Source organism: Rhodococcus sp. Leaf233 (genome assembly GCF_001426165.1).
GTDB classification, from domain to species: domain Bacteria; phylum Actinomycetota; class Actinomycetes; order Mycobacteriales; family Mycobacteriaceae; genus Rhodococcoides; species Rhodococcoides fascians.
Genome location: NZ_LMRO01000001.1, coordinates 742,945 through 764,760, shown reverse-complemented (window position 1 = coordinate 764,760; position 21,816 = coordinate 742,945). Strand labels below are relative to the sequence as shown.

The 21,816-nt window shown below is 65.8% G+C and carries 21 protein-coding genes; 15 read left to right on the top strand and 6 right to left on the bottom strand.

From position 1 onward, the window contains the following. The first annotated feature begins 48 nt into the window (after positions 1–48). The 3 genes from ASH04_RS03800 (at position 49) to ASH04_RS03790 (ending at position 2,552) form a co-directional block, all read left to right on the top strand. A complete protein-coding gene (locus ASH04_RS03800) occupies positions 49–942 on the top strand; it encodes a 1,4-dihydroxy-2-naphthoyl-CoA synthase (protein ID WP_027498299.1) in 894 nt (297 codons plus the stop codon). Positions 943–948: 6 nt separating this feature from the next. Next, positions 949–2,070, top strand: coding sequence for a GGDEF domain-containing protein (locus tag ASH04_RS03795; RefSeq protein ID WP_235579917.1), 1,122 nt, complete (start codon positions 949–951; stop codon positions 2,068–2,070). A 101-nt stretch (positions 2,071–2,171) separates the two neighbouring features. After that, positions 2,172–2,552, top strand: coding sequence for a VOC family protein (locus tag ASH04_RS03790; protein ID WP_027498301.1), 381 nt, complete (start codon positions 2,172–2,174; stop codon positions 2,550–2,552). Here ASH04_RS03790 and ASH04_RS03785 read toward each other — a convergent pair. Together ASH04_RS03785 and ASH04_RS03780 are read right to left on the bottom strand one after the other, a co-directional pair. After that, entirely contained in the window at positions 2,549–3,820 is a 1,272-nt protein-coding gene (locus tag ASH04_RS03785; RefSeq protein WP_027498302.1) for a sensor domain-containing phosphodiesterase, read from the bottom strand. The two genes, ASH04_RS03790 and ASH04_RS03785, sit on opposite strands and share 4 nt — an antisense overlap. Positions 3,821–3,925: 105 nt before the next feature. Further along, complete coding sequence (locus ASH04_RS03780) at positions 3,926–5,254, bottom strand: hypothetical protein (protein ID WP_235579916.1); 1,329 nt, start codon at positions 5,252–5,254, stop codon at positions 3,926–3,928. A 177-nt stretch (positions 5,255–5,431) separates the two neighbouring features. Between ASH04_RS03780 and ASH04_RS03775 the strand changes: the two genes are divergently transcribed. From ASH04_RS03775 to menE, 5 genes are read left to right on the top strand one after another with little or no spacing between them, the layout of a single operon-like run. Next, the gene (locus tag ASH04_RS03775) at positions 5,432–6,604 is read left to right on the top strand and encodes an inorganic phosphate transporter (protein WP_027498304.1); all 1,173 of its coding nucleotides are present in this window, start codon (positions 5,432–5,434) and stop codon (positions 6,602–6,604) included. Between the two features lie 5 nt (positions 6,605–6,609). After that, positions 6,610–6,897, top strand: coding sequence for a hypothetical protein (locus ASH04_RS03770; protein ID WP_027498305.1), 288 nt, complete (start codon positions 6,610–6,612; stop codon positions 6,895–6,897). Positions 6,898–6,923: 26 nt separating this feature from the next. Continuing rightward, positions 6,924–7,253, top strand: a complete 330-nt coding sequence (locus ASH04_RS03765) for a DUF3349 domain-containing protein (RefSeq protein ID WP_032369750.1) — start codon at positions 6,924–6,926, stop codon at positions 7,251–7,253. 4 nt (positions 7,254–7,257) lie between these two features. Further along, a complete protein-coding gene (locus ASH04_RS03760; RefSeq protein ID WP_027498307.1) occupies positions 7,258–7,572 on the top strand; it encodes a DUF3349 domain-containing protein in 315 nt (104 codons plus the stop codon). A 10-nt stretch (positions 7,573–7,582) separates the two neighbouring features. After that, complete coding sequence (gene menE / locus ASH04_RS03755) at positions 7,583–8,719, top strand: o-succinylbenzoate--CoA ligase (protein WP_057472753.1); 1,137 nt, start codon at positions 7,583–7,585, stop codon at positions 8,717–8,719. 22 nt (positions 8,720–8,741) lie between these two features. On the opposite strand, the gene aztA is transcribed toward menE, so the two are convergent. Further along, positions 8,742–9,392, bottom strand: a complete 651-nt coding sequence (gene aztA, locus ASH04_RS03750; protein WP_032365239.1) for a zinc ABC transporter ATP-binding protein AztA — start codon at positions 9,390–9,392, stop codon at positions 8,742–8,744. Positions 9,393–9,445: 53 nt separating this feature from the next. Here aztA and aztB point away from each other — a divergent pair, with 53 nt between their 5' ends. The 4 genes from aztB to aztD are packed head-to-tail and all read left to right on the top strand — an operon-like array spanning position 9,446 to position 13,678. Then, positions 9,446–10,327, top strand: a complete 882-nt coding sequence (gene aztB / locus ASH04_RS03745; RefSeq protein ID WP_200937266.1) for a zinc ABC transporter permease AztB — start codon at positions 9,446–9,448, stop codon at positions 10,325–10,327. Beyond that, positions 10,309–11,532 (top strand): hypothetical protein, encoded by a 1,224-nt coding sequence (locus ASH04_RS03740; protein ID WP_057472752.1) that lies wholly within the window; start codon positions 10,309–10,311, stop codon positions 11,530–11,532. The genes aztB and ASH04_RS03740 overlap by 19 nt, the downstream gene beginning before the upstream one ends. Then, the gene (gene aztC / locus ASH04_RS03735; RefSeq protein ID WP_057472751.1) at positions 11,529–12,455 is read left to right on the top strand and encodes a zinc ABC transporter substrate-binding protein AztC; all 927 of its coding nucleotides are present in this window, start codon (positions 11,529–11,531) and stop codon (positions 12,453–12,455) included. Before ASH04_RS03740 ends, aztC begins: the two co-directional genes overlap by 4 nt. Before the next feature lie 29 nt (positions 12,456–12,484). Beyond that, complete coding sequence (gene aztD / locus ASH04_RS03730) at positions 12,485–13,678, top strand: zinc metallochaperone AztD (protein ID WP_027498312.1); 1,194 nt, start codon at positions 12,485–12,487, stop codon at positions 13,676–13,678. Between the two features lie 48 nt (positions 13,679–13,726). Here the strand turns inward: aztD and ASH04_RS03725 are convergent, their stop codons facing one another. Both ASH04_RS03725 and ASH04_RS03720 read right to left on the bottom strand, forming a co-directional pair. After that, positions 13,727–14,107 (bottom strand): nuclear transport factor 2 family protein, encoded by a 381-nt coding sequence (locus tag ASH04_RS03725; protein WP_057472750.1) that lies wholly within the window; start codon positions 14,105–14,107, stop codon positions 13,727–13,729. Positions 14,108–14,112: 5 nt separating this feature from the next. After that, positions 14,113–15,669, bottom strand: a complete 1,557-nt coding sequence (locus ASH04_RS03720) for an alpha/beta hydrolase (protein WP_057472926.1) — start codon at positions 15,667–15,669, stop codon at positions 14,113–14,115. Between the two features lie 182 nt (positions 15,670–15,851). Between ASH04_RS03720 and ASH04_RS03715 the strand changes: the two genes are divergently transcribed. Genes ASH04_RS03715 through ASH04_RS03705 form a run of 3 tightly spaced genes read left to right on the top strand, consistent with a single transcriptional unit; the run spans position 15,852 to position 18,477 of the window. Next, positions 15,852–16,631, top strand: a complete 780-nt coding sequence (locus ASH04_RS03715; RefSeq protein WP_027498315.1) for a PIG-L family deacetylase — start codon at positions 15,852–15,854, stop codon at positions 16,629–16,631. After that, entirely contained in the window at positions 16,568–17,647 is a 1,080-nt protein-coding gene (locus ASH04_RS03710; protein WP_441344380.1) for an ATP-binding cassette domain-containing protein, read from the top strand. The genes ASH04_RS03715 and ASH04_RS03710 overlap by 64 nt, the downstream gene beginning before the upstream one ends. Continuing rightward, a complete protein-coding gene (locus ASH04_RS03705) occupies positions 17,644–18,477 on the top strand; it encodes an ABC transporter permease (protein WP_032365234.1) in 834 nt (277 codons plus the stop codon). Before ASH04_RS03710 ends, ASH04_RS03705 begins: the two co-directional genes overlap by 4 nt. On the opposite strand, the gene ASH04_RS03700 is transcribed toward ASH04_RS03705, so the two are convergent. After that, positions 18,474–21,743 carry a BTAD domain-containing putative transcriptional regulator gene (locus ASH04_RS03700; RefSeq protein ID WP_057472749.1) on the bottom strand — a complete coding sequence of 1,090 codons (3,270 nt, stop codon included), beginning with the start codon at positions 21,741–21,743 and terminating at the stop codon, positions 18,474–18,476. The two genes, ASH04_RS03705 and ASH04_RS03700, sit on opposite strands and share 4 nt — an antisense overlap. Positions 21,744–21,816 lie beyond the last annotated feature (73 nt).

Below are 21,816 nucleotides of genomic sequence, written 5' to 3'. Positions count from 1 at the left end.
CACCCGGCCGCAGCGGATTCAGCCCTCGCCACCGTTAAGCTGGCCCACGTGACCTTCACTCCCGCACTGTGGCGTCCCGTTCCCGGCTTCGAAGATCTGACCGACATCACCTATCACCGCCACGTGTCCGACGCGACCGTGCGGGTGGCGTTCGATCGTCCCGAGATTCGCAACGCTTTTCGGCCGCACACCGTCGACGAGCTGTACCGCGCGCTCGAACACGCTCGCGTGAGTTCGGACGTGGGAACGGTGCTGCTCACCGGAAACGGGCCGAGCAGCAAGGACGGCGGCTGGGCGTTCTGTTCCGGCGGCGATCAGCGCATTCGCGGACGAAGTGGCTACCAGTATGCGGACGGTGAAACGGCCGAGACGGTCGACAAGGCTCGCGCGGGCCGTCTGCACATTCTCGAGGTGCAGCGGCTGATCCGCTTCATGCCCAAGGTCGTCATCTGCCTCGTCAACGGGTGGGCAGCGGGTGGCGGGCACAGCTTGCACGTGGTGTGCGATCTGACGCTCGCAAGCCGCGAGCATGCTCGCTTCAAGCAGACCGACGCCGACGTCGGCAGCTTCGACGGTGGTTACGGCAGTGCGTACCTGGCCAAGATGGTCGGCCAGAAGTTCGCCCGTGAAATCTTCTTCCTCGGCGAGACGTACTCGGCCGAGGAAATGCACCGCATGGGCGCGGTGAACAAGGTGGTCGATCACGCCGAACTCGAGAACACCGCCATCGAGTGGGCCGCGAAGATCAACGCCAAGTCGCCGCAGGCGCAGCGGATGCTCAAGTACGCGTTCAACCTGCAGGACGACGGTCTCGTCGGCCAGCAGTTGTTCGCCGGTGAAGCCACCCGGCTGGCGTACATGACCGACGAGGCCGTCGAGGGACGCGATGCGTTCCTGGAAAAGCGCGAGCCCGACTGGTCGCCGTTTCCTCGATATTTCTGACGCTTCGTGACCCCGAACTCACATCACCGCGATCGCGGTACTGCCGCGGGTGCTCTGTGGGCCTGGTTCACGCAGCCGTACGACTACCGCTGGATGGCGGACTTCCAGAACTCGCGGCCCACCGGAAAGCTCATCCGATGGGTGATGGCAATCCTGACGCTGAACTACGGCGCTCTGGCGGTGGTGGCCCTCTTCTCCGACGGTGCCACGCGGAACGCCGCGGCAATCGGCTGGAAGGCATTCCTGGTCGTCATGGCGGTGGCGGTCGCGGCCGCGTGGATCGTCAAGCCGTTCCCGGGTCGCCTCGGGGTGGTGGCATTCGCGGTGTTCGCCGATCTGGGCACCGCGTCGTCGATCCTCGTCAACCCGATCGCCGACGCGATCCTGACGTGCGCGCTGTTCGCCGTCATCGGCACCTTCTGCACGTTCTTCGTCAGCCCACGGTGGCTGGTGGCTCACCTGATCTTCTCGGTGGCGTGCACCGTCGCTGCCGCGGCGGCGACGTACCGCACCGGCGACGTGGACGTCGCGTCGCTGATCTTTCGGACCGACGTGGTGTTGCTCGCGATCGCCGGGGTGCCGCTCACCTCGCATCTGTTGGTCACCGTGTTGACCGACGACGCCCGTAGTTCGTTGCTCGACCCGCTCACCGGGTTGCTGAATCGGCGCGGGCTCGAATCGGTGATCCACGACGTCTGGTTGCTCGGCCGCGAGGAGGATCGCTGCTCGGCCGTCGTGGTCGTGGACATCGACCGATTCAAAGCCGTCAACGACGACTACGGGCACGAGGAGGGAGACGCCGTCATCGTTCGCGTCGCCGAGCGTCTGGGCGCACACATGGGGCGGTACGGCGTGATCGCGCGCACCGGCGGCGAGGAATACCTCGCCGTGGTCTCGACGTCGCGCCTGCACATCGATGCGTTGATCCACGGTGTTCGACGAGCCATGCGTGATCCCGACGACGGCGTCGCCGTGACGGTCAGTGTGGGGGCAGCCATCCTGCACGCGAGTTCACCCCTGTGGGAGCAGAACCTCGACCTCGTGACGCGGGCGATGCGGGTGGCGGACTCGATGATGTACGAGGCCAAGGCAGCCGGCGGAAACCGGATCGTCACGACGGTGCTGTGATGCCACTGATCGATGCCACTGATCCGGGTCGTTCCGCAGGCTCCACTCTCGCTGTGACCATCCTGCGGCAGTGATGGTCGGTTGCGTGATATCCATGCGTGGTGGACATCCTCGCTGCACGTACCATCCTGCGCCCGGTCGACTACCGGAAGACCCTCGAGTTCTATCGAGACGGCCTGTCTCTTGCGGTGTGCCGTGAATATCCCGGCGGCACGGTGCTGTTCGCAGGCCAAGGACTGATCGAGATCGCAGCGCACGGTGGCACCGAGGAGCCGGGATCGTTCTCCGGGGCACTGTGGCTGCAGGTTCGCGACATCGATTCTGCCACAGCGGAATTGGAGCAGGCCGGCATTGCGATCGTGCGGGCGGCGACCACCGAACCCTGGGGGCTCATCGAGATGTGGATCGAGGATCCCGACGGAATCCCCATCGTGCTGGTGCAGATTCCGCAGGACCACCCACTCCGCCGGGATACTCGCTAGCCACCCGAGACGGTTCGCAGTACCGCCGACGCCGATTGCGGCCTCGACCACAGATATCCCTGCGCCAGAGTGCATCCGAGATCGAGAGCGGCGTCGGCCTGAGCTCGACTCTCGATCCCCTCGACGATCATCGTCAGCTCCAGATCCTTGGCGACCGAGGCCAACGACTTGATCATCGCCCGACCGGCCACGGTGTCGATGAACCGCGTCAGATGTCCGTCGATCTTGATGCCGTCCGGTTGCAACGTCACCAAGCGTTCGAGAGACGACCAGCCGGAGCCGAAGTCGTCGAGCAGGACGCGGAAACCCAGCCGGTGCACGTCGTCGATGTGCTTGCGCAACAACGGCCCTGGCGTCACCGACGAGGTCTCGGTGAGTTCGAGCGAAATGGACTTCGGCGACACCTCGGTCGACGCGATCGCACGTTCGAGTTGGCCGACGCCGTCCGGATGCGCCAGATGACGTCCGGAAATGTTGACGGTCAGCCGCAGGTCGGGTCGGTGTACGTGCCACTTCTTCATCTCCGCGGCTGCCTGCGCGAGCACGCTCAGATCCACGTCGATGATCAGTTCACTCGCCTCGGCGAACGGCACGAAGTCCGCGGGCACCACCAGACCCCGAGTGGGATGGTGCCAGCGCGCCAATGCCTCGAAGCCGACGATCTCCTCTGTCCGTAGGTCCACGATCGACTGGAACCACGGCACGATGTGACCGTCGGCGAGGGAGTCGGCAATGTCGTTGTCGCTGCCGAGTCGGGTGGATCCCGAGCCGACCCGCCGATGCAGATCGAGCTGCTCTTCGAGGACGGACGCGAACTGTTCGAGCTCCTGCATCTGGTCGTTGGAGAGGGGCCTCGAAGTGCGGTCGAGCAGACACAGAGTGCCGATCACCAGACCTTCTCGTCCGCGAAGCGGAACCGAGGCATAGGACTCGATGCCGTTCTCGTCGAGCAGCGCGCGTTGCCGGGTGGTGGCATCGACCCGGCCGTGGGCGACGACCGCAGGCACTCCCGTGCGCACCACGTCGTCGCACAGGGTGTCGGCCCGCACCACGGTGGACATCGGCGGACCGCCGATGTTGACCAGTGTGTACTGGGTGTCCTCGTCCAACACGTTCAGCTGGGCGATGGCGAATCCGACACTGCGTGCCGCGAATTCGACGGTGGAGCGCAACGCGGGTGTGGTTGCTTCCAGATCGAGGTAGCGGCGAGCCGAGTCGCTCTGCCGCCGGGACTGGGAGCGTGCGGTGTCGTGCACCTCACCGTCCACCAGCATCTCCTCGCAGCCGACATCCGGGCACGCTCTCGGCCCGGGTGGAACCGAGTTTAACCGTGCACGAACGGCAGACCGCAGGCAAACCCCATCTCGAGCTCGTCACAATGACGGAAAGCGTGTGTGCAGGAGCCGATGACGCAACACAGCCGCGGCCACCCGTGCGCCTTCGTCGGTTGCGACGCGGTTGTCGGCCGAGCGGAACGCTCCGAGAGCGTCGAGTTCTGCGATCAACGTGTCCGCCAGAGTCTCGGCGTGCTCCGACTCCGGCTCCTCCCCCGCATGGGTCCATCCCTCCGCACGCAACAGTCGAGCCGAATCGTCGGCCGTCGCCTGCGCGTCGGCGATGTCGTTGCCCAGGATCATCCGGGCCAGGAGAACCTCAGCAGCGATCGAGTCGGGGTGGTAGTCGCTGCCGACGATTCCCCCGGTGAGCACGCGCCACAATCCGTCCGAGCTCAGCTGCCGGGTGCGCGTCGTCGGAACCAGCCTGCCTGCGGATCGACGCATCAACCGAAGTCGCATCACCAGACGCCGGAGAGCGAGAACCTTGTCGGTATCGAGTTCGCGTCCGACGAACTGCGGACGCTCGGCTACCGGAAAGACAGTGCGAGCGATCCGCGCCACCAGATCGTCCGGCAGATACCCGGCATCGGTCAGCGCCACGCCGTCGCCGATGCACCCGATGAAGCTTTCGAGTCTGCGCACGCACCCGTACACCGGCTCGACCGCCTCGTGCAGCGCCTCGCGCAACCCCAGGTACAGCTCGGCTCGTGGAGCGCTGTAACTGCTCCACAGTTCGATGCGGTGGTCGAGAAGTTGTTCGAGCAGAACGTCGTCCGTGCCGTTCTTGCCCTGCTCCGAGGTCAGCACCGCGTCGGTCACGCCGCGACGACGCGTCGCCCGTGCGGTGACTCCCAGCGGCCTGCCACCGGGCTTCGACGGCTCGAACTCACCGGCAATGGTCGCCACTTCGAGTGTCTCACCGATCTTTTCGACGATGGCCCGCTCGACCCCGGTCGGAGCGTCCTGCCACGTCACCAACTCGGTGTCGACTGCTCCGATACCGGATTGCTCGGTGGCGGCGCGATACTGCTGCAGCCAGATCGCATCGTCGGTGGCACGTACGAGCTCGTCCGTCACGCCGCTGCGTGCGATCTCCGCATACGCGACGCGTCCCAGCCGCCCGAGCAGATCCCCGAGCGCTCGGGCGATGTCGACGGCCCGATCGGGGCCCTCGGCCGCGTGGCGCAGATAGATCCACAGAAATGTCTGTACGGAATGCTGTGTCGGCCCCGCAGGCGGCGACACCGCGGCCAGTCCGTCCCACCCGAGCCGGGCGTCGGCAGCAAGAGCCGGATCGACGGAATCGAAGTACGACAGGGCGGCCGACACCGCATCATCCATACCCGATCCCTTCACGTCGTCCACTGTTCCACAATGCTTCGACCGGAGGAGACCACCGCCGTGCGCTACGCCACAGACGAAGTGGACATATAAGGCAAAAAGGTGAACTGAAGGTGAACTGGAGACGACTTCGCGGCACCCGAGAAGAACACTTCGCAAGAAATTTCCGCGAATGGCAGTTCGTGTCCCACACTTTCCACCGTGAGCGCTGAATTTCTCGTACTTCTCGTGGTGGTCGTGACGGCCCTGGCCTTCGACTTCACCAACGGTTTCCACGACACCGCCAACGCCATGGCGACGTCGATCGCAACGGGGGCATTGAAGCCCAAGGTCGCGGTCACCCTGTCTGCCGTCCTCAACCTGGTCGGCGCCTTCCTGTCCGTAGAGGTCGCAGCCACCGTCGCGAAGGGGATCGTCAATCTCGGCGACACCGGCGGCCAGGCCCTGCTGACCATCATCTTCGCCGGCCTCGTCGGCGGCATCCTGTGGAACCTCGCCACCTGGCTGCTCGGCATCCCGTCGAGCAGCTCGCACGCACTGTTCGGCGGCCTCATCGGTGCCACCATGGCGGGCCTGGGAACCAGCGGCGTCGTGTGGGACGGGGTGTGGAGCAAGATCGTGTTGCCCGCCGTGCTGGCCCCCATCGTCGCCGGCCTCGTCGCCACCGTCGGCACCTGGATCATCTACCGCATCACCAACGCAGTTCCCGAGAAGTCCAAGGAGCGCGGATTCCGGTGGGGCCAGATTGGTTCGGCCTCACTCGTCTCGCTCGCCCACGGCACCAACGACGCCCAGAAGACGATGGGCGTGATCTTCCTGGCGCTCGTCGCGTACGGAACCGTCTCGCCGGACGCCGAGATGCCCCTGTGGGTCAAGGTCACGTGCGCCCTCGCCATCGCGTTGGGCACCTACCTCGGCGGCTGGCGCGTCATCCGCACCCTCGGTAAGGGCCTCGTCGAGATCGCATCCCCGCAGGGCATGGCAGCCGAGTCCTCCTCTGCCGCAATCATTCTGACGTCGAGCCACCTCGGCCTCCCGCTCTCGACCACGCAGGTCGCGACCGGCTCGATCCTCGGATCGGGACTCGGAAAGCCCGGTGCCGCCGTGCGCTGGAACGTCGCAGGACGCATGGCCGTCGCCTGGGTCATCACCCTGCCGCTCGCCGGCGTGGTCGGCGCTGCATGCTGGCTGCTCGCCCACACGATCGGCGGTCTGCCCGGCATCCTCGTGGTCTTCGCCATCCTCGTCGGCCTGGCCACCGTCATGTACATCCGCTCGCGCCGCGAACCCGTCGATCCGGACAACGTGAACGCCGAATGGGACGGCGGACTCGTTCCTGCCGCCGCCGAAACCGACTCCCCCGCGAAGGTTTGAACATCATGGAAACCCTGAAGCACACACTCGATTCGCTCTGGCAGGTTGTTCTCGTCGGCCTGCTGCTCGGTGCCGGACTGCCCGCGATCTTCGCTTTCGGACTCAAGGCACTCTCGGTCGGCGAGCCCTCGGACGAGGCCACTGCCTCGGGCACCACACGCGTGGCCCGACCCGCAGTCGCCACCGCCGCGGCCGTCCTCTGTTTCGCAGTGGTCGTCGTCGCGATCGTGGCCGGAATTCTCTTCATCATGAAGAACTTCCTCGACAGCACATTCGGCATCTCCGTCTTCTGACACACCCGAGAAGGGGTACAGCTCTCATGACCGACTCCACCAAGACCGCATTCCCGGCCTCGGTGCTCGAATGGCTCCGAGCCGGATACCCCGAGGGCGTTCCGCCCAAGGACCGATTCCCGCTCGTCGCCCTTCTGCGCCGCGCCGCACTCACCGACGCTCAGGTGCAGGAGATCGTTCTCGAACTCGTCTCTCCCGCCAACGGTGCACTCGACGACGGTGCCATTTCGACCGAGGAGATCGCGACGTACATCCGCGACCAGATCGACGCCGAGCCGACGGCCGAGGACATCTCCCGTGTCTCGGCACGACTGGCCGCCGGTGGCTGGCCGCTCGCGGATCCGGCTGCCCTGTAAGACCATGGCGGTCCCGTCGTTTCTCCACTCGATCGTCGAGTGGCTCCGCGGTGGGTATCCCGACGGGGTACCCGAAGCGGATTACGTTCCCCTCCTTGCCCTTCTGAATCGGCGACTGTCCGACGACGAAGTGCAGTCGGTGATGGATGCCCTCATCGCCGACGGCCAGCTACCTGCCGACAAGGCAGGAATTTCCGTCACCATCACCAAGGTCACCAACGAGCTGCCTAGAGAAGAGGACGTCAATCGGGTGCGCGCGAACCTCGCCGCCGGGGGTTGGCCTCTGGCCGACCCGTTCACGATCCGGCGCAAGGACTAATCTCGCCAGTGTGCTCGAGAGCGTTCCCATTCCAGCAGGCTCGGCCGCGGCAGACATCCTGCCGCGGCTGAGCCGTCTGCTGGCCGGCGACGGCCCGGCCGTCCTCCCCGTCCCCGCCGACGATCCACGCGAGATCCGACGCCTGCACGACGCGTTGGCCCCCGGAACCCCCATCGACGATGACGTCGCATTGGTCGTCGCGACGTCGGGGACGACGGGAATTCCCAAGGGTGCCATGCTGTCTGCGTCCGCACTGGTCGCGTCGGCGACGGCAACCGAGGAGCGCCTCGGCGGCCCCGGCTCGTGGCTGCTGGCTCTGCCCGCACACCACATCGCCGGGATGCAGGTGTTGCTGCGCAGCGTGCTCGCCGGCACGTCGCCGGTGATCATGGACGTCTCTGCCGGCTTCGACCCGGCCGCCTTGGTCGAGGCCGTGGGACGGATGTCGGGTCCGCTGCGCTACACCTCCCTGGTGCCCGGCCAGTTGGTCAAAGCACTCGAGAACCCCGAGGCCACTGATGCACTGGCATCGCTGGACGCCGTGTTGCTCGGCGGCGCTGCCACGCCGATTCCGTTGCGCGAGAGAGCCCTTGCCGCGGGCGTTCGATTGGTACGCACCTACGGCATGAGCGAAACCGCGGGCGGCTGTGTGTACGACGGAGTTCCGTTGCACAGCACCGTCGTTCGGATCGACGACGGACGAGTGGTTCTGGGCGGGCGGACTCTGGCCTCGGGCTATCGCGGATTACCCGATCACCCGGCGTTCGCCGAGCCGGGATGGTTCCGCACGGACGACGCAGGCACGATGATCGACGGGGTGCTGAGCATCACCGGTCGACTCGACGAGGCCATCTCGACGGGCGGCTTGACCGTCGTACCGCAGGTGGTCGAAGCCGCGCTGGCAACGCATCCCGCTGTCCGCGAGTGCGCTGTCGTCGGATTGGCGGATGAGCGCCTCGGCCAGAAGGTGGTGGTAGCAGTGGTTGCCTCTGCGCCGGTGACGTTGGCGGAGTTGCGCTCTCACGTCGAGCAGTCGCTCGATGCCACCGCTGCACCGCGGGAGCTGTTCCTCGTCGACGCACTGCCGACGCGGGGTCCGGGCAAACTGGACCGCGCGGGATTGCGAGCCGCGTTGGCAGCGCGGTGAGAGCACCCGACGCGCGTATCCGTCAGGACACGATTCGACCGTCCTCGAGTCGCACGACTCGGTCGGCCGCGGCCAACACCTCGGGATCGTGAGACACACACGCAACGGCAACTCCGCGCATCGTCTCCTCACGCATGACGGCTCGAATCCGTTGTCCACTAGCGGCGTCGAGACCTGTCGTGGGTTCGTCGAGCAACAGGAGATCGGCCCGGCGGGCCACACCCTGAGCCAGTAGGGTGCGCTGACGCTGCCCTCCGGACAGGTCGGCGAACGGCATGCCGGTCAGTTCCGCGATGTCGAGGCGCTCGAGGGCGTCGCGCACCGATGCCCGAGCCTCGGTGTTCATCGGACGCCACCGGCCGAGGCGTCCCCACGCACCCACTGCCACGACGTCCCAGACGGTCAACGGCAACCGATCCGGCACAGCAGCGCGCTGCGGAACGAATGCAATTGCGCGAGTTGCGCTTCGGGTCCCGCCCGTCAGTGGCCGGGTGCCGGCGACCACCTCGAGCAACGTGGACTTGCCGGCACCGTTCGGCCCTGCGATGGCCGTGAGCCGACCGGGTAACAGGTCCAGATCGACGCCTGCGAGTGCCGTGTGGCCGGAGAACTCGACGCGGACGCCCCGGAGGCGAGCGAACTCGGACGACGCGCTGACAGCTGAGGTGTTCACATTGCCACTATACGATTTTGAATATCGTTATCAATCTCATTAGGCTCCCGAATGTGCCATTTCAGACAATCGACGCGCTGTTCGAGCCGTTCGCCCTCGGTTTCGTACAACGCGCCCTGTTCGGCGGAGCCCTGGTCGCCGTGCTGTGCGGGGTGGTCGGAACGTGGGTCGTGATCCGCGGCATGGCATTTCTGGGTGAGGCGCTCGCACACGGAATGCTGCCCGGTGTCGCTCTCGCGACCGTTCTCGGAGTTCCGGTGATGATCGGCGGCGCACTGAGCGCGGTCGCCATGAGCCTCGGGATCACCGCGCTGCAACGCCGCGGAACACTGTCCTACGACACGAGCATCGGGATGTTGTTCGTGTCCATGTTGGCGCTCGGCGTCATCGTCATCTCCCACTCGGGGAGCTTCGCCACCGACGCCACGTCCATTCTGTTCGGCGACATTCTTGCCATCTCGCACACGGACCTCTATCTCCTGGCAGGAGCGGCCGCACTCGGAGTCGCCGTCGCGGCGCTGTTTCATCGACCGCTGGTCGCCGTTGCGCTGGACCCCCGAATTGCCTCGGTGCTGGGGCTCGGGCCGCGCTCGGCCCAGGCAGTTCTCGTCGCACTCGTAACGCTGGCAGTCGTCGCGTCGTTTCAAGCCGTCGGCTCGCTGCTGGTCGTCGGACTGTTGCTCGCCCCTGCCGTCGCCGCCGGGCAGTGGACCACCCGCATTCCCACTCGAATGCTGGTGGCGGCCGTCCTCGGCGTGCTGTCCGTGTTCGGCGGCCTGCTGATCTCCTGGCACGCGGCCACCGCCGCCGGTGCCTCCGTGGCGGCGACCGCGATCGCGGTGTCCGGCCTGTCGTACGCGATACGCAGTGCCGTCACCGCCATCCGTCCTCGCCCCACTTCACCCGAAAGGAACACGTGCGCACCCGCATCCTGACCACCACAATCGCCGTCGGTGCCCTCGTTCTCGCATCGACGGCTTGTTCCTCGGAGACGAACCTGCCACGCACAGACGAACCCGCAGTCGAAGGCCACGGGGCAATAGCCGGTGCCGCCGAACTCGCCGAACCGCGGCTCGGGCTCACGTCCGTGGACCCGACGGGGCGGGTGTCCCATCTCGATCTGCTCGACGACACCGTCACCGATCTCGGGACCATCGGAGCCCCGCAGGCTCTGCACACCGACGGCCGCTACCTGTTCGTGCAGACAGACGCGGGCGTCGAGATCGTCGACAGCGGGGTCTGGACCTGGGACCACGTCGACCATTTTCACTACTACCGCAGCGAGCCTCGACTGCTCGGCACGGTCGGCGGCTCAGGTACGGCAACCGTTGCCACGTCCAACCTTTCGACTTCGGGAGGTACCGGACTGTTCTTTGCCGACTCCGGCGAGGCTGTGCTGCTCGACACCGAGGCCCTGTCGAAAGGCACAGTCGTGGAACGATTCCGAAAGGTCACCACGCCCGGTGCCGGAATGGTCGTTCCCGTCGGCACTTTCGCGCTCGTGACCGAAGGATCCGGACCGTCGACCTCGGTCGTCGGATACACCGCCGACGGCGAACGCACCGGGCCGGTCGAACCGTGCCCGCAGGCCCGCGGCACGATCACCACCAGGGTCGGTGCCGTGATCGGGTGCGCAGACGGCGCACTGCTCGCCTCGGCCACCGGTGACGAGTTGGCGGTCGAGAGAATCCCCTACCCGGCCGGCACCACTGCCACGGCAGCGACGTCGTTCGACAACCGCGAGGGCCGCCCCACGGTCGCAGGTTCTGCCGGTGCAGAGGGCATTTGGATGCTGGATACCCGCGAACGGTCGTGGTCCCTACTCCCGGCACCGGCACCCCTGGTGCACGTCACCGCCGTGGACGATGCGGACGAGCACGTGCTGGCCCTCACCGAGGATGGCCGAGTCCTGGTATTGGACGGCAACAACGGAGCAATTCTGGCCGAAACCGAACCGCTGGTGGCCGAATCACTCGAGGCCGGCGCGTCCCCGACTCTCGTCGCCGACGATCAGCGCGCCTATCTCAGCGCCCCGACCGAACGACGGCTGTACGAGATCGACTACGCCGACGGTGCCCGCACAGCGCGGACCTTCGACACCGCCACCGAACCGGCCTTCACCGCGGAGACCGGACGATGACGAGCGGACGCGTCAGCCGCTTCTCATCGGCAGTGGCGGTGGCCGCAGCAATCGGACTGTGCCTGAGCGGCTGCTCCGCCGACGGTGACGACCGCCCGGTGGTGATCGTGTCCACGAACATCCTCGGCGACGTCGTGCAGCAGCTCGTCGGCGACGAGGCAGACGTGGTGACGCTGATGAAGCCGAACGCCGACCCGCATTCCTTCGAGATCTCGGCGCAGGAAGGTGCCCGCCTACGCACGGCAGACCTGATCGTCTCCAATGGTCTCGGCCTCGAGGAAGGTCTGCAGCAACACCTCGACGAGGCAGCGGCGGAGAACGTGCCCACCTTCGTCGCGGGCGACGCCATCGACGTCCTCGAGTACACGGAATGGGACGCCGCAGGCAGTCCCGATTCGCACTTCTGGACCGATCCCGCGCGCATGACAGCCGTCGTCGATGCCCTCGAGCCGGCGCTCGCCGGGTTGGACGGTGTCGATTCTGCCGAAATCACCGACCGCACAGCAGGTTATCGGCTGCAGTTGAAGGGGCTCGACGACGACATGAGCGCCACCTTCGCTGCGATCCCGGATCAGCGCCGCGCACTCGTCACCAATCACCATGTATTCGGTTATCTCGCAGACCGTTTCGATTTCACGGTGATCGGGGCAGCCATTCCCGGCGGCACCACCCTGGCGGCACCGTCTGCTTCCGATCTGGCCGAACTCGTCGGAGCCATCGAGAAGACCGGTGTTCCCGCGATATTCGCGGAATCGTCTTCTCCGGATCGTCTCGTCCAGGCCTTGGCGAGTGAGGCCGACATTCGTGTCGCTGTGATCGAACTGTTCACCGAATCCCTCACCGCACCCGACGGCGGTGCCCCCGACTACCTCACCATGATGCGCGTCAACACCGAGCGCATCTCCGATGGACTCGCCAGCTGACCGATTCGTCACACAGAAAAGGAACAATCATGCGTATCAACGATTTTCGAAGGGCCAGCGTCACCGCGCTCGCCCTCGGTGCGGTAGCGACCCTGGCGGCGTGCTCCTCCGGCACCACCCCCGCCGCCGAATCCACAGCGATTGCGGCCGGGCCACGGGTCGCAGTGTCCTACGAAGGCGGCCTTCGGGTGCTCGACGCCGACACGTTCGAGACCGTCGCTGATTTCGACTCCGAGGAGTACACGCGCCTCAACCTCGCCGGTGACGACCGCAACGTCATGGTCACCACGAGCGAGGGCTTCCGTGTGCTCGACACCGCGGCCGGGACGACCGAGCAACCGCAACTGACCGACACCGTCTTCGAAGCCGAGAAGCCCGGTCACGTCGTACGACACGGCGGCAAGACCATCCTGTACGCCGACGGCACCAGCGACACCACGATCTTCGACACCGCAGCGCTCGAATCCGCAGACGGGCTTCCGGAGACCGAGAGCATCCCCGGTGTCGACGCGCACCACGGCGTCTCGATCGTCCTCGAAGACGGCACGTTTCTCACCACGGTCGGGAACTCGAACGGCCGCACCGGCATCGAGGTTCGTGACGCATCGGGAGCGGTCGTCGCCAAAAACGATCAGTGCCCCGGCGTCCACGGAGAGGGAACAGCGGAAGGCGAGATCGTCGTCTTCGGTTGCGAGAACGGCGCTCTGATCTACGACAAGGGCCAGATAACCAAGCTCGACGCTCCGGACCAGCCCTACGGACGGACGGGCAACGCGTACGTGAGCGAGACCAGCCCCCTCATCGTGGGAGACTACAAGGACGACCCGGACGCAGAGGGCTCACTCCTGCACGCGGTCACCGTCATCGACCCCGCGGCCAAGACCCTCGACGTCGTGAAGCTCCCCGACGGTGCCGAGTACACCTGGCGCGGAGTCGCCCGAGGCCCCGGCGACCTGGCCTACATCATCGGATCGGACGGCGCAGTCCACGTATTCGATCCGACGACAAAGACATTCACCGCCTCGTACCCCGTCATCGACGCCTGGGAAGGTCCCGCGAAATACCAGGACGCCCACCCCGGCATCTCCATCGCGGGTGACACCGCCTACGTCACCGAACCGGCCGGCAACAGCATCCACGCCGTCGACCTCACCACCGGAAACGTCACCGAGAGCAAGCAACTCGATGTCACGCCCAACGAATTCGTCGTCGTGACTGCCTGACCCTGCAACCCGGGGACGCAGAAATCCACTCTGTGTCCCCGGGTTCGGCTACCCCGTCCGATCCGGCGGACCGTCGACCACAGGTGTGCCTTGGTGATGCATCAGTTCCCATCCATCGGAGGTGCGTCGCCAGATCGACGATCGACGGGCTCGACGTCCCGACCGTCGTGACGTCCACTGCACCAGAACGACACCCACGTCCAGTATCCGTCCGGAGAGATCGTGGACCTCGATGATGCCGTCGGCCGCACTTTCTCCGCCCAACAGCTCGAGTATCGACTGCTTGGTCCACACCACCCCCGACGCTCCGATCTCGACGAAATCGTCCGCGAGCAGAGCCACGAGTCTGCTTCTGTCACCCCGTGTCTCGGCACGTTGCAACTGCCGCTCCAGCTCCAACACCTGGCCGACCTCGTCGTTCTCCGGCACCGATGTCAACCCGCCATTTTCTCGTACAGTCGCTCCACGTCGGCGTCGGACCATCCCGCCGGTTCGAGGATGTCGGCCCACATGCGCACTGCGTCGGCTCCGTAGCTGTGGCCGTGCCCGTCGTCGACGTCGGTGGAGAACACCTGGTCGAAGGTCAATTGCCAGAACGTCACGAACGGGAACCACTGCACTCCCGGATCGACGTCGGTGCCGCGGGGTTCCCGCAGCCAGTCGGGCCTGCCGAGGATCAGAGCGGGTGACCACCACACGATCGGGTCGGATGCGTGCTGCCAGTATACGATTCGCGGCTGTTCCCACGGACCACCGATGTCGAGATCCCCGGACGAACTCGCGAATCGCACGTGCTCTCCGCCGTCGATGACAGGCAGGATCTCGCGGGAACCGGCGTCGCGTCCGCTCGTGATACGCGCCCACTGAGGCGTGAAATTGGGGTTGCCGACCCACAGAGCACCGTCGATGCGCGCGATCATGTCCTGCGCACCGCTGAATGCATCCTGCCCGCCGTAGGCACCGAGGCTCTCGCCGAACAACACCAATTTGGGTCGTGAATCTTCCGGGAGTTCGCTCCACACCGCGTAGATCGCCTCGAACAGGGCTCGTCCGGCATCCTGCGGGGTCTGCCGATCGGCGAGAAATGCCATCGGGCTCGGCAGGAACGAGTACTGCATCGACGCAATGGCCGAATTTCCGTCGTACAGATACTCGAGAGGGCCGGCGACGGATTCGTTGACCCAGCCACGTCCGGTGGTGGTCGCGACACCGAGCACGGCCCGTGAGAATGAGCCGGTACGTTCGAGTTCGGCCACCACCCGCTCTGCCACACCCTCGACCGTTTCGGCCGATTCGACACCGGCGTACACGCGGATCGGTTGCACTGCAGGCCTTCCGGTGAAGTCACTGATCTCGTCGGGCGATGCCCCGGAGACCACGAAGCGTCGCCCCTCCTGACCCAGCGAATCCCAGTCCTCGTTCGACGCATCGGACCCCGACAGTTCTGCTGCATCAGGCTTTTCCACACCCTCGTGGTTGCCGCGGTCGGCGGTCGACGCCGACTTCTCCGCGACGGCCACGATCCCCCGGATCAGGGCACCGTTGACGGCGAACACCACCAGCAGGGCAACGACGATCACGCTGGCGATCCTCGCCACCGGCCTCGGCACGTACTGCTTGCCCCATCGCGTCAGTGCCCGAGTCGCTCTGCGCAGCAGGCGGCCGAGAGCAATCACCGCCACCGCTACCACCAGCGAGAGCACCAGCACCGCGACGTAGAGCGGCCGGCCAGGATCCTCCACGCCGACCAGCTTGCGCACGATCTGCTGCCACCACGAACCGAGGATCAGGAAGAGCGGAATCACCACCACCGCAGCCGCGGCCAACGCCCACCACCCACGTCGACGCCACTGCTCCGACCAGTCCGGTGACACTCCGCAGCGCCGGACCACCCAGGCAACGAGGCACCCCACGCCGTACCCGATCGCGACGCTGATCCCCGTGGCCACCGCCTGCAGGTACCACACACGAGGTAGCAGAGACGGAGTCATCGACAGCGCGAAGAACACCAGAGCGAAGACGATCCCCACCGGATGTAGTGCGCGACAGTACCGATCCGCTCGCGAATCCCGCCAATACGAACGTATCGAGGCCGACCGCCGTGTGGTCACCCATAGATCGTATTGGCCCGCCGACTGGGCCGCACCCACTTCGACGTGCAAGCATTCACGCCATGAGTGTTCTGGTCTGCTTCCACGCGCATCCCGACGACGAAGTGTTCGGCACGGGCGGCGTCATGCGGCTCGCGGCCGACGCCGGCCACCGCGTCGTACTCGTGACGGCCACCGACGGTGCCGTCGGCGAATATCCCGACGGCATCCTCGCCGACGGGGAGACGTTGGCCGCGCGCCGACACATCGAATTGGACCGTTCGGCTGCCGTCCTGGGGGTCGCGCGCGTCGTTCGCCTGCACTATGCCGATTCCGGAATGGCCGGCACGCCGGAGAACGGCAACCCGGAGGCGTTCTGCAACGTCGACGTCGACACCGCGGCTGGGCGATTGGCCGACGTGTTGCGCGAGGAGCAGGCCGACGTCGTCACCATCTACGACCCGAACGGTGGATACGGCCACCCCGACCACATTCAGGTGCACGTCGTCGGCAAGCGCGCCGCCGAGATCGCCGAGACGCCGTACGTGTACGAGACGACCACCAACCGTGACCACATGCGCAGGTTGATGGAAGCCAATCCCCACTGGAGCGAAGAGGCGTCACCACCGGACATGGAGTCGTTCGGACTGCCGGAAACCGAAATCACCACTGTCGTGGACGTGTCGAGCGTCATCGCGGCCAAGCGGGCCGCGATGGAAGCGCACGAAACGCAGGTCGGCGATTTCGGGCCGTTTCTCGCAATGCCGATCGAACAACTGACCACTGCGTTCGGTCTCGAATGGTTCCGCAAACTGCGGGGCACCGGCGGGGTCGGACTGACAGAGACATCGTTGCCGCTCTGACGAGACAGCTGCTGCAAGCGCGACGTATGCGTCGTGCAAGCGGTCGGGGCGATCGTTGTCCCATGACCACACCAGCTATCGAGGCCGACGGCCTCATCAAGACATTCGGCAAGCAACGCGCGGTCGACGGCGTCAGCCTGACCGTCCCAACCGGGGCGGTCTACGGCGTCCTCGGCCCCAACGGCGCAGGTAAGACCACCACGGTCCGCATGCTCGCCACCCTCCTTCGACCCGACGGCGGCTCAGCCCGAGTTTTCGGCCGAGACGTCGTCGCCGACGCCACCGCGGTCCGGTCGTTGGTCGGCGTCACCGGTCAGTACGCATCGGTGGACGAGGATCTCACCGCAACCGAGAATCTGGTCGTCTTCTCACGGCTCCTCGGCCTGAGCCGCCGCGACAGCAAAGCCAAGGCCGTCGAACTCCTCGAGGAATTCGGGTTGGCGGACGCAGCGTCCCGACCCTTGAAGTTGTTCTCCGGTGGCATGCGGCGGCGCCTCGATCTGGCCGCGAGCCTGATCTCGGCACCGCCGTTGCTGTTCCTCGACGAGCCGACCACCGGTCTCGACCCCCGCACCCGAGCCCAGATGTGGGACACCATCCGCCGGCTCGTCGCGGCGGGCTCGACAGTTCTACTGACCACTCAGTACCTGGACGAGGCCGATCAACTGTGTGATCGCATCGCCGTCATCGATCATGGCCGCGTGATCGCCGACGACACCGCCGACGGGCTCAAGTCTTCGGTAGGCACCTCCGCACTGTCACTGACTCTCACGGATCGAAACCAGATCGACGACGCCCGAGCTCTGGTCGCGAAGCAACTGGGCACAGAAGTGTCAGTCAGCCCCGAGTCCGCTCGTCTGACAGCACCCATGACCGACACATCGATCACCCCCGACATCTTGATTCGCCTGCGCGACTTCGGCATCGACGTCAGCGAAATCACCGTCACCAAACCCAGCCTGGACGAGGTATTCCTGACCCTCACCGGCAAGAGCGCAGACGAGGACGCAGCATGACCACTACTCTCACTCCGCAACCGTCGACGTACATCGACCCCGCCGACCGTCCGGTCGTCCGACACATCGGCCTGGCCCGCACCGTCGCCCAGTCCGCCACCATGGGATATCGCGGGCTGCTCAAGCTTCGCCACAATCCCGAACAACTCACCGACGTGGTGCTACTACCGGTGATCTTCACCCTGATGTTCAGCTACATCTTCGGCGGCGCGGTTGCCGGCGACGTCACGTCCTACCTGCCGATGATCGTGCCCGGAATCCTGGTACAAACAGTCATCACTGGTTCCGTCGTCACCGGCACCCAGCTGCGAGAAGATATGGACAAGGGTGTCTTCGACCGATTCCGATCTCTCCCGATCGCCCGAATCTCCCCGCTTGCAGGAGCATTGATGGCCGACGTCATCCGCTACCTGATCGCGGCTGTCGTCTGTTTCCTCACCGGGTTCGCGATGGGTTACCACCCGGCCGGAGGATTTCTCGGCCTCGCCGGAGCCGTCCTACTGGTGATGTTCTGCGCCTGGGCGATCAGCTGGATATTCGCACTGCTGGGCACCCTGATGAGCAAAGCCTCCTCGGTCCAGGGCATCTCGATGCTGGTGCTGTTCCCGCTGACGTTCCTGTCCAACGCCTTCGTCGACACCTCCACGATGCCGAGCTGGCTCCGGTCCTTCGCGAACATCAACCCCGTCTCGCACCTGGTGACCGCGGTGCGCGAGCTGGCGAACAACGGGCACTTCGGTATCCACGTCGTGTACTCACTCGTCGGAGCCGTGGTCATGGTCGCCGTCTTCGCCCCACTGACCGTGAAGTCGTACATGCGCAAGGCCTAGGACACGGGTAGCGAACTCAAGATCTCTTGCAGTGCAGCATGTCTGGTGATACCAGCAGCCCGCGCGATACCGGCATCGACCGTAGGGTCACCGACAATCGCGCGGGCCGCGGCCACGTGCCGATCGATGCGCATCGACGGAAAGTCCTGGCGACCCACCGCCCGCTGCGACGCCGCCAACAAGCGCAGACCCAACTCTGAGTCCCCGCAGTGCACCTCGAAAGAACCCACCGCGCAGGCGACGGCACCGAGCATCGGGATATCGTGGAAACCGCTCGGCATCAGCTTATTCCACGGTGTGCGCACCAGCTGCTCCACCGCGCCGCGCACATCCTCGGCACGTTCGTGCAACACATGTGCGCCCACGGCTGCGCACACCAGGATCGACATGAACGGATCCGTCGGATCGTCCGACGGCCACCCACCCATCGCCAGCGCCTCACGAAACAGCGTCAGCCCCTGCTCGATCGAACCGTCCTCCAGATCCGCCGCGGCTCGCGCCGCGGTCAACGACGCCGACGTCGACCTCTGTTGAGCTCGATCCCATCGAGCACCGACACCGTCGCCCTCACGTTCCGTTTTTTCTGCACCCCCATCGAGAACCCACTCCGGTTGCCCCGTCGACGAGGATAATTCGTCGATCAGCGTCCGAGCCTCGGCAGTCTGCCCCGCGCCGGTCAAGGCCATCGCGAGAAAGGTTCGGGTCTGCACACTCTCCTCGTACGCATGCATCTCCCACATCACGTCAGCGGCCGTGCGGTAGTACTCGGCCGCGCGAGCGTGGTCACCGGACAGACCGTACGAGCTCGCCAACGTCTGCGACGTCGACCCGACCGCCCACAGGTCGCCGCGTCGACGAGCGATACTCAACGCGCGCTCACCGTCCCTGATCGACTCGAACAGTCGACCCGAGTTCTGCGCGAGCATGGAGCGAACCACGTACGCGTTGCACCGCACATCCTCATGTTCGGAACGACTGGCGCGGGCCAGTTTTCGGGCCAGCCCGCGGCCGCCCGTGTGATGGACCACCACCTCGGAATTGAACCTCAGACCCGGCGACATTCCGGGCCTGGTGCGCAGGAGATGCCGTAAGTCGATCCGCATCCTCGCCACCTGGCGCAGGTTCCCGCCGTAGGCGAAGTGCGCCACCAAGACCAGCAGGCACATCGCGGCATTGTCGTCGGGTGCCCCGGCAAGGCCGCGGCGCATACTGTCCTGCACTCGGCCGGCCCAATTCAGCACCTCCGCGTGCGCGCCGCGCATGGCCCAGAAATAGCCCAACACCGAGAACAGGGTGCACACGTTGGCCGAAACATCATGCGCGAAGGAATGTCTCATCACCGACAACAAATTGTCGTGCTCGGCCTCCAACACCAGAACCATCTCGGCCGGTTGTCCAGCAGAGTAGCCCGTGGACACCCGAACCGCGACGGCCTCGGCCCACAAGCGCATCCGCGCGGCGACGTCGGCCGCCTCTCTGCTGACGTCGAGCTGCTCCTCACCGTACTCACGGACCGTCTCGAGCATGTGATAGCGGATTCCCGACTGCGTTTCGGCAACGGAGAGCAAGGACTGATCGACCAACCCATCGAGTGCAGCCGAAACATCCTCGACGTCGGCCCATTCCGCGACCCGGCGTGCGGCATCGAGATCGAAGCCCGCCGGAAACCGACACAGACGCCGCAGCGCCGCCTGCTCGATGGGTGCGAGCAGATTCCAACTCCAGGCGATCACCGCATGCAGGGTCCGGTGCCGTTCGGGCCTCGTCCGATCGACCGAACGTAGCAAGACCAAACGCCGGTCCAATCTGGCGGCGATGTCCTCCACCGTCATTGATTTGACCCGCGCCGCAGCCAATTCGATCGCCAGCGGCAACCCGTCCAACGATCTGCACAACCGCGCGACCGCATCGAGATCGAGCACCACAGAAGGGCGAACCGCGCGTGCCCGAAGGCAGAACAGTTCGATGGCAGGCGAATTCGGACCGGTTGACCCCAGAGGCGGCAGCGGATACACCGTTTCCGACGTCGACCCGATCGGAGAACGTGAGGTCGTCAACACGGTCACCGCATCGGTCGCCGAGACCAGCTTGTCCACTACCGCCGAAACCTCGTCGATCACGTGCTCGCAATTGTCGAGAACGAGCAGACCGGGTCGGGCCGAGAACACGTCGACCAGGCGTTCCTGAATCGAATGTATCCGAGCGACCTGCAACCCTCCCACCAGGTAATCGGCCTCGGCCAGACCGAGGGTCGCAGCCACGGCGGATGCCACGTCCTCTCCGCTGCGGAGCGAGGCCAGCTCGACGAACGCAACCGGCATTCTCGCAGCAGCCCGACGTCCGAGCGCGTGAGCGATCCGCGTTTTTCCCGCCCCACCGGGCCCGAGCACGGTCGTCACGCGCGAGCCGGCCAGGACTCGTTCGATCGCGACGAGATCGTCGTCTCGACCGATAAGGGCATTGGGTGCGGCACGCAATCCTATGGTGTGCAACACCTTCGGGGCCGCATCCATCCGTCCGAGAATGTCGGCGTTCACAGCCGCCGCCGCGGGCGACGGATCGGTTCCCAACCGCTGTGACAATTCGGTTCGCAGCGACGCGAACACCATCAACGCATCGTTCGATCTACCTGCGCCGTGCAGAGCCCGCATGAGCTCCACGGCAGCGCCCTCGTCCGCTGGATCGGCCGTGACCCGAGCTCTGACGAGCGGGATCACCTCGCCGAATCGTCGCAGCCCTAGCAACGCGGCTATCCGAAGGGATGTCAGGGCAGCCCCCACCACGTCGGCCTCGACGCGCACGGTTTCCGGTGGCTCGCCGCGCCACAGGCCCAGCGCCTCGGTGACGGTATCGAGGGCCTCCTGACAGTGCCCGTCTTGGAGCATGCTGCCCGCTGCCCCAGCCAGCGCCTGCGCACGGCCGAGGTCGGTGTCCTCGGCACCGAGGACCAACCGATAGCCCCCAGGGCCGCCGGCCAGTGCACCCTCGGGCAACACCGACCGCAACCGAGAGATCTGCGTCTGTAACGCGTTCTTGGGAGATCGAGGCGGTTCGTCGGGCCACACGTCGTCGATGAGAGTTTGCGGTGATCGCGCCCGCCCCGGATGCAAGGCCAGAGACACGAGCAGGGACTGCGCTCGCGCACCGGGAACCGGCACCGAACGGCCGTCGATCGCCGCGGTGACCACGCCGAGAAGCCCCACCACCGGTTTGTCGGTCGTGGGGTCCGTCGTATTGGGGTCGGAGATGTCACTGCGCACTGACATCAGATCGTAGGCCGCCCGTCGAACACCCTCGACCTGACGTTCGGATTGTTTTGGACCTCTAATCAAACCTCGA

Excerpts from the sequence above, each read along its gene's own strand:
- ASH04_RS03720 (WP_057472926.1), bottom strand. The coding sequence starts at position 15,669 with ATGACTCCGTCTCTGCTACCTCGTGTGTGGTACCTGCAGGCGGTGGCC.
- ASH04_RS03765 (WP_032369750.1), top strand. The coding sequence starts at position 6,924 with ATGACCGACTCCACCAAGACCGCATTCCCGGCCTCGGTGCTCGAATGG.
- ASH04_RS03700 (WP_057472749.1), bottom strand. The coding sequence starts at position 21,743 with ATGTCAGTGCGCAGTGACATCTCCGACCCCAATACGACGGACCCCACG.
- ASH04_RS03770 (WP_027498305.1), top strand. The coding sequence starts at position 6,610 with ATGGAAACCCTGAAGCACACACTCGATTCGCTCTGGCAGGTTGTTCTC.
- aztC (WP_057472751.1), top strand. The coding sequence starts at position 11,529 with ATGACGAGCGGACGCGTCAGCCGCTTCTCATCGGCAGTGGCGGTGGCC.
- ASH04_RS03715 (WP_027498315.1), top strand. The coding sequence starts at position 15,852 with ATGAGTGTTCTGGTCTGCTTCCACGCGCATCCCGACGACGAAGTGTTC.
- ASH04_RS03710 (WP_441344380.1), top strand. The coding sequence starts at position 16,568 with ATGGTTCCGCAAACTGCGGGGCACCGGCGGGGTCGGACTGACAGAGAC.
- ASH04_RS03705 (WP_032365234.1), top strand. The coding sequence starts at position 17,644 with ATGACCACTACTCTCACTCCGCAACCGTCGACGTACATCGACCCCGCC.
- ASH04_RS03760 (WP_027498307.1), top strand. The coding sequence starts at position 7,258 with ATGGCGGTCCCGTCGTTTCTCCACTCGATCGTCGAGTGGCTCCGCGGT.
- aztD (WP_027498312.1), top strand. The coding sequence starts at position 12,485 with ATGCGTATCAACGATTTTCGAAGGGCCAGCGTCACCGCGCTCGCCCTC.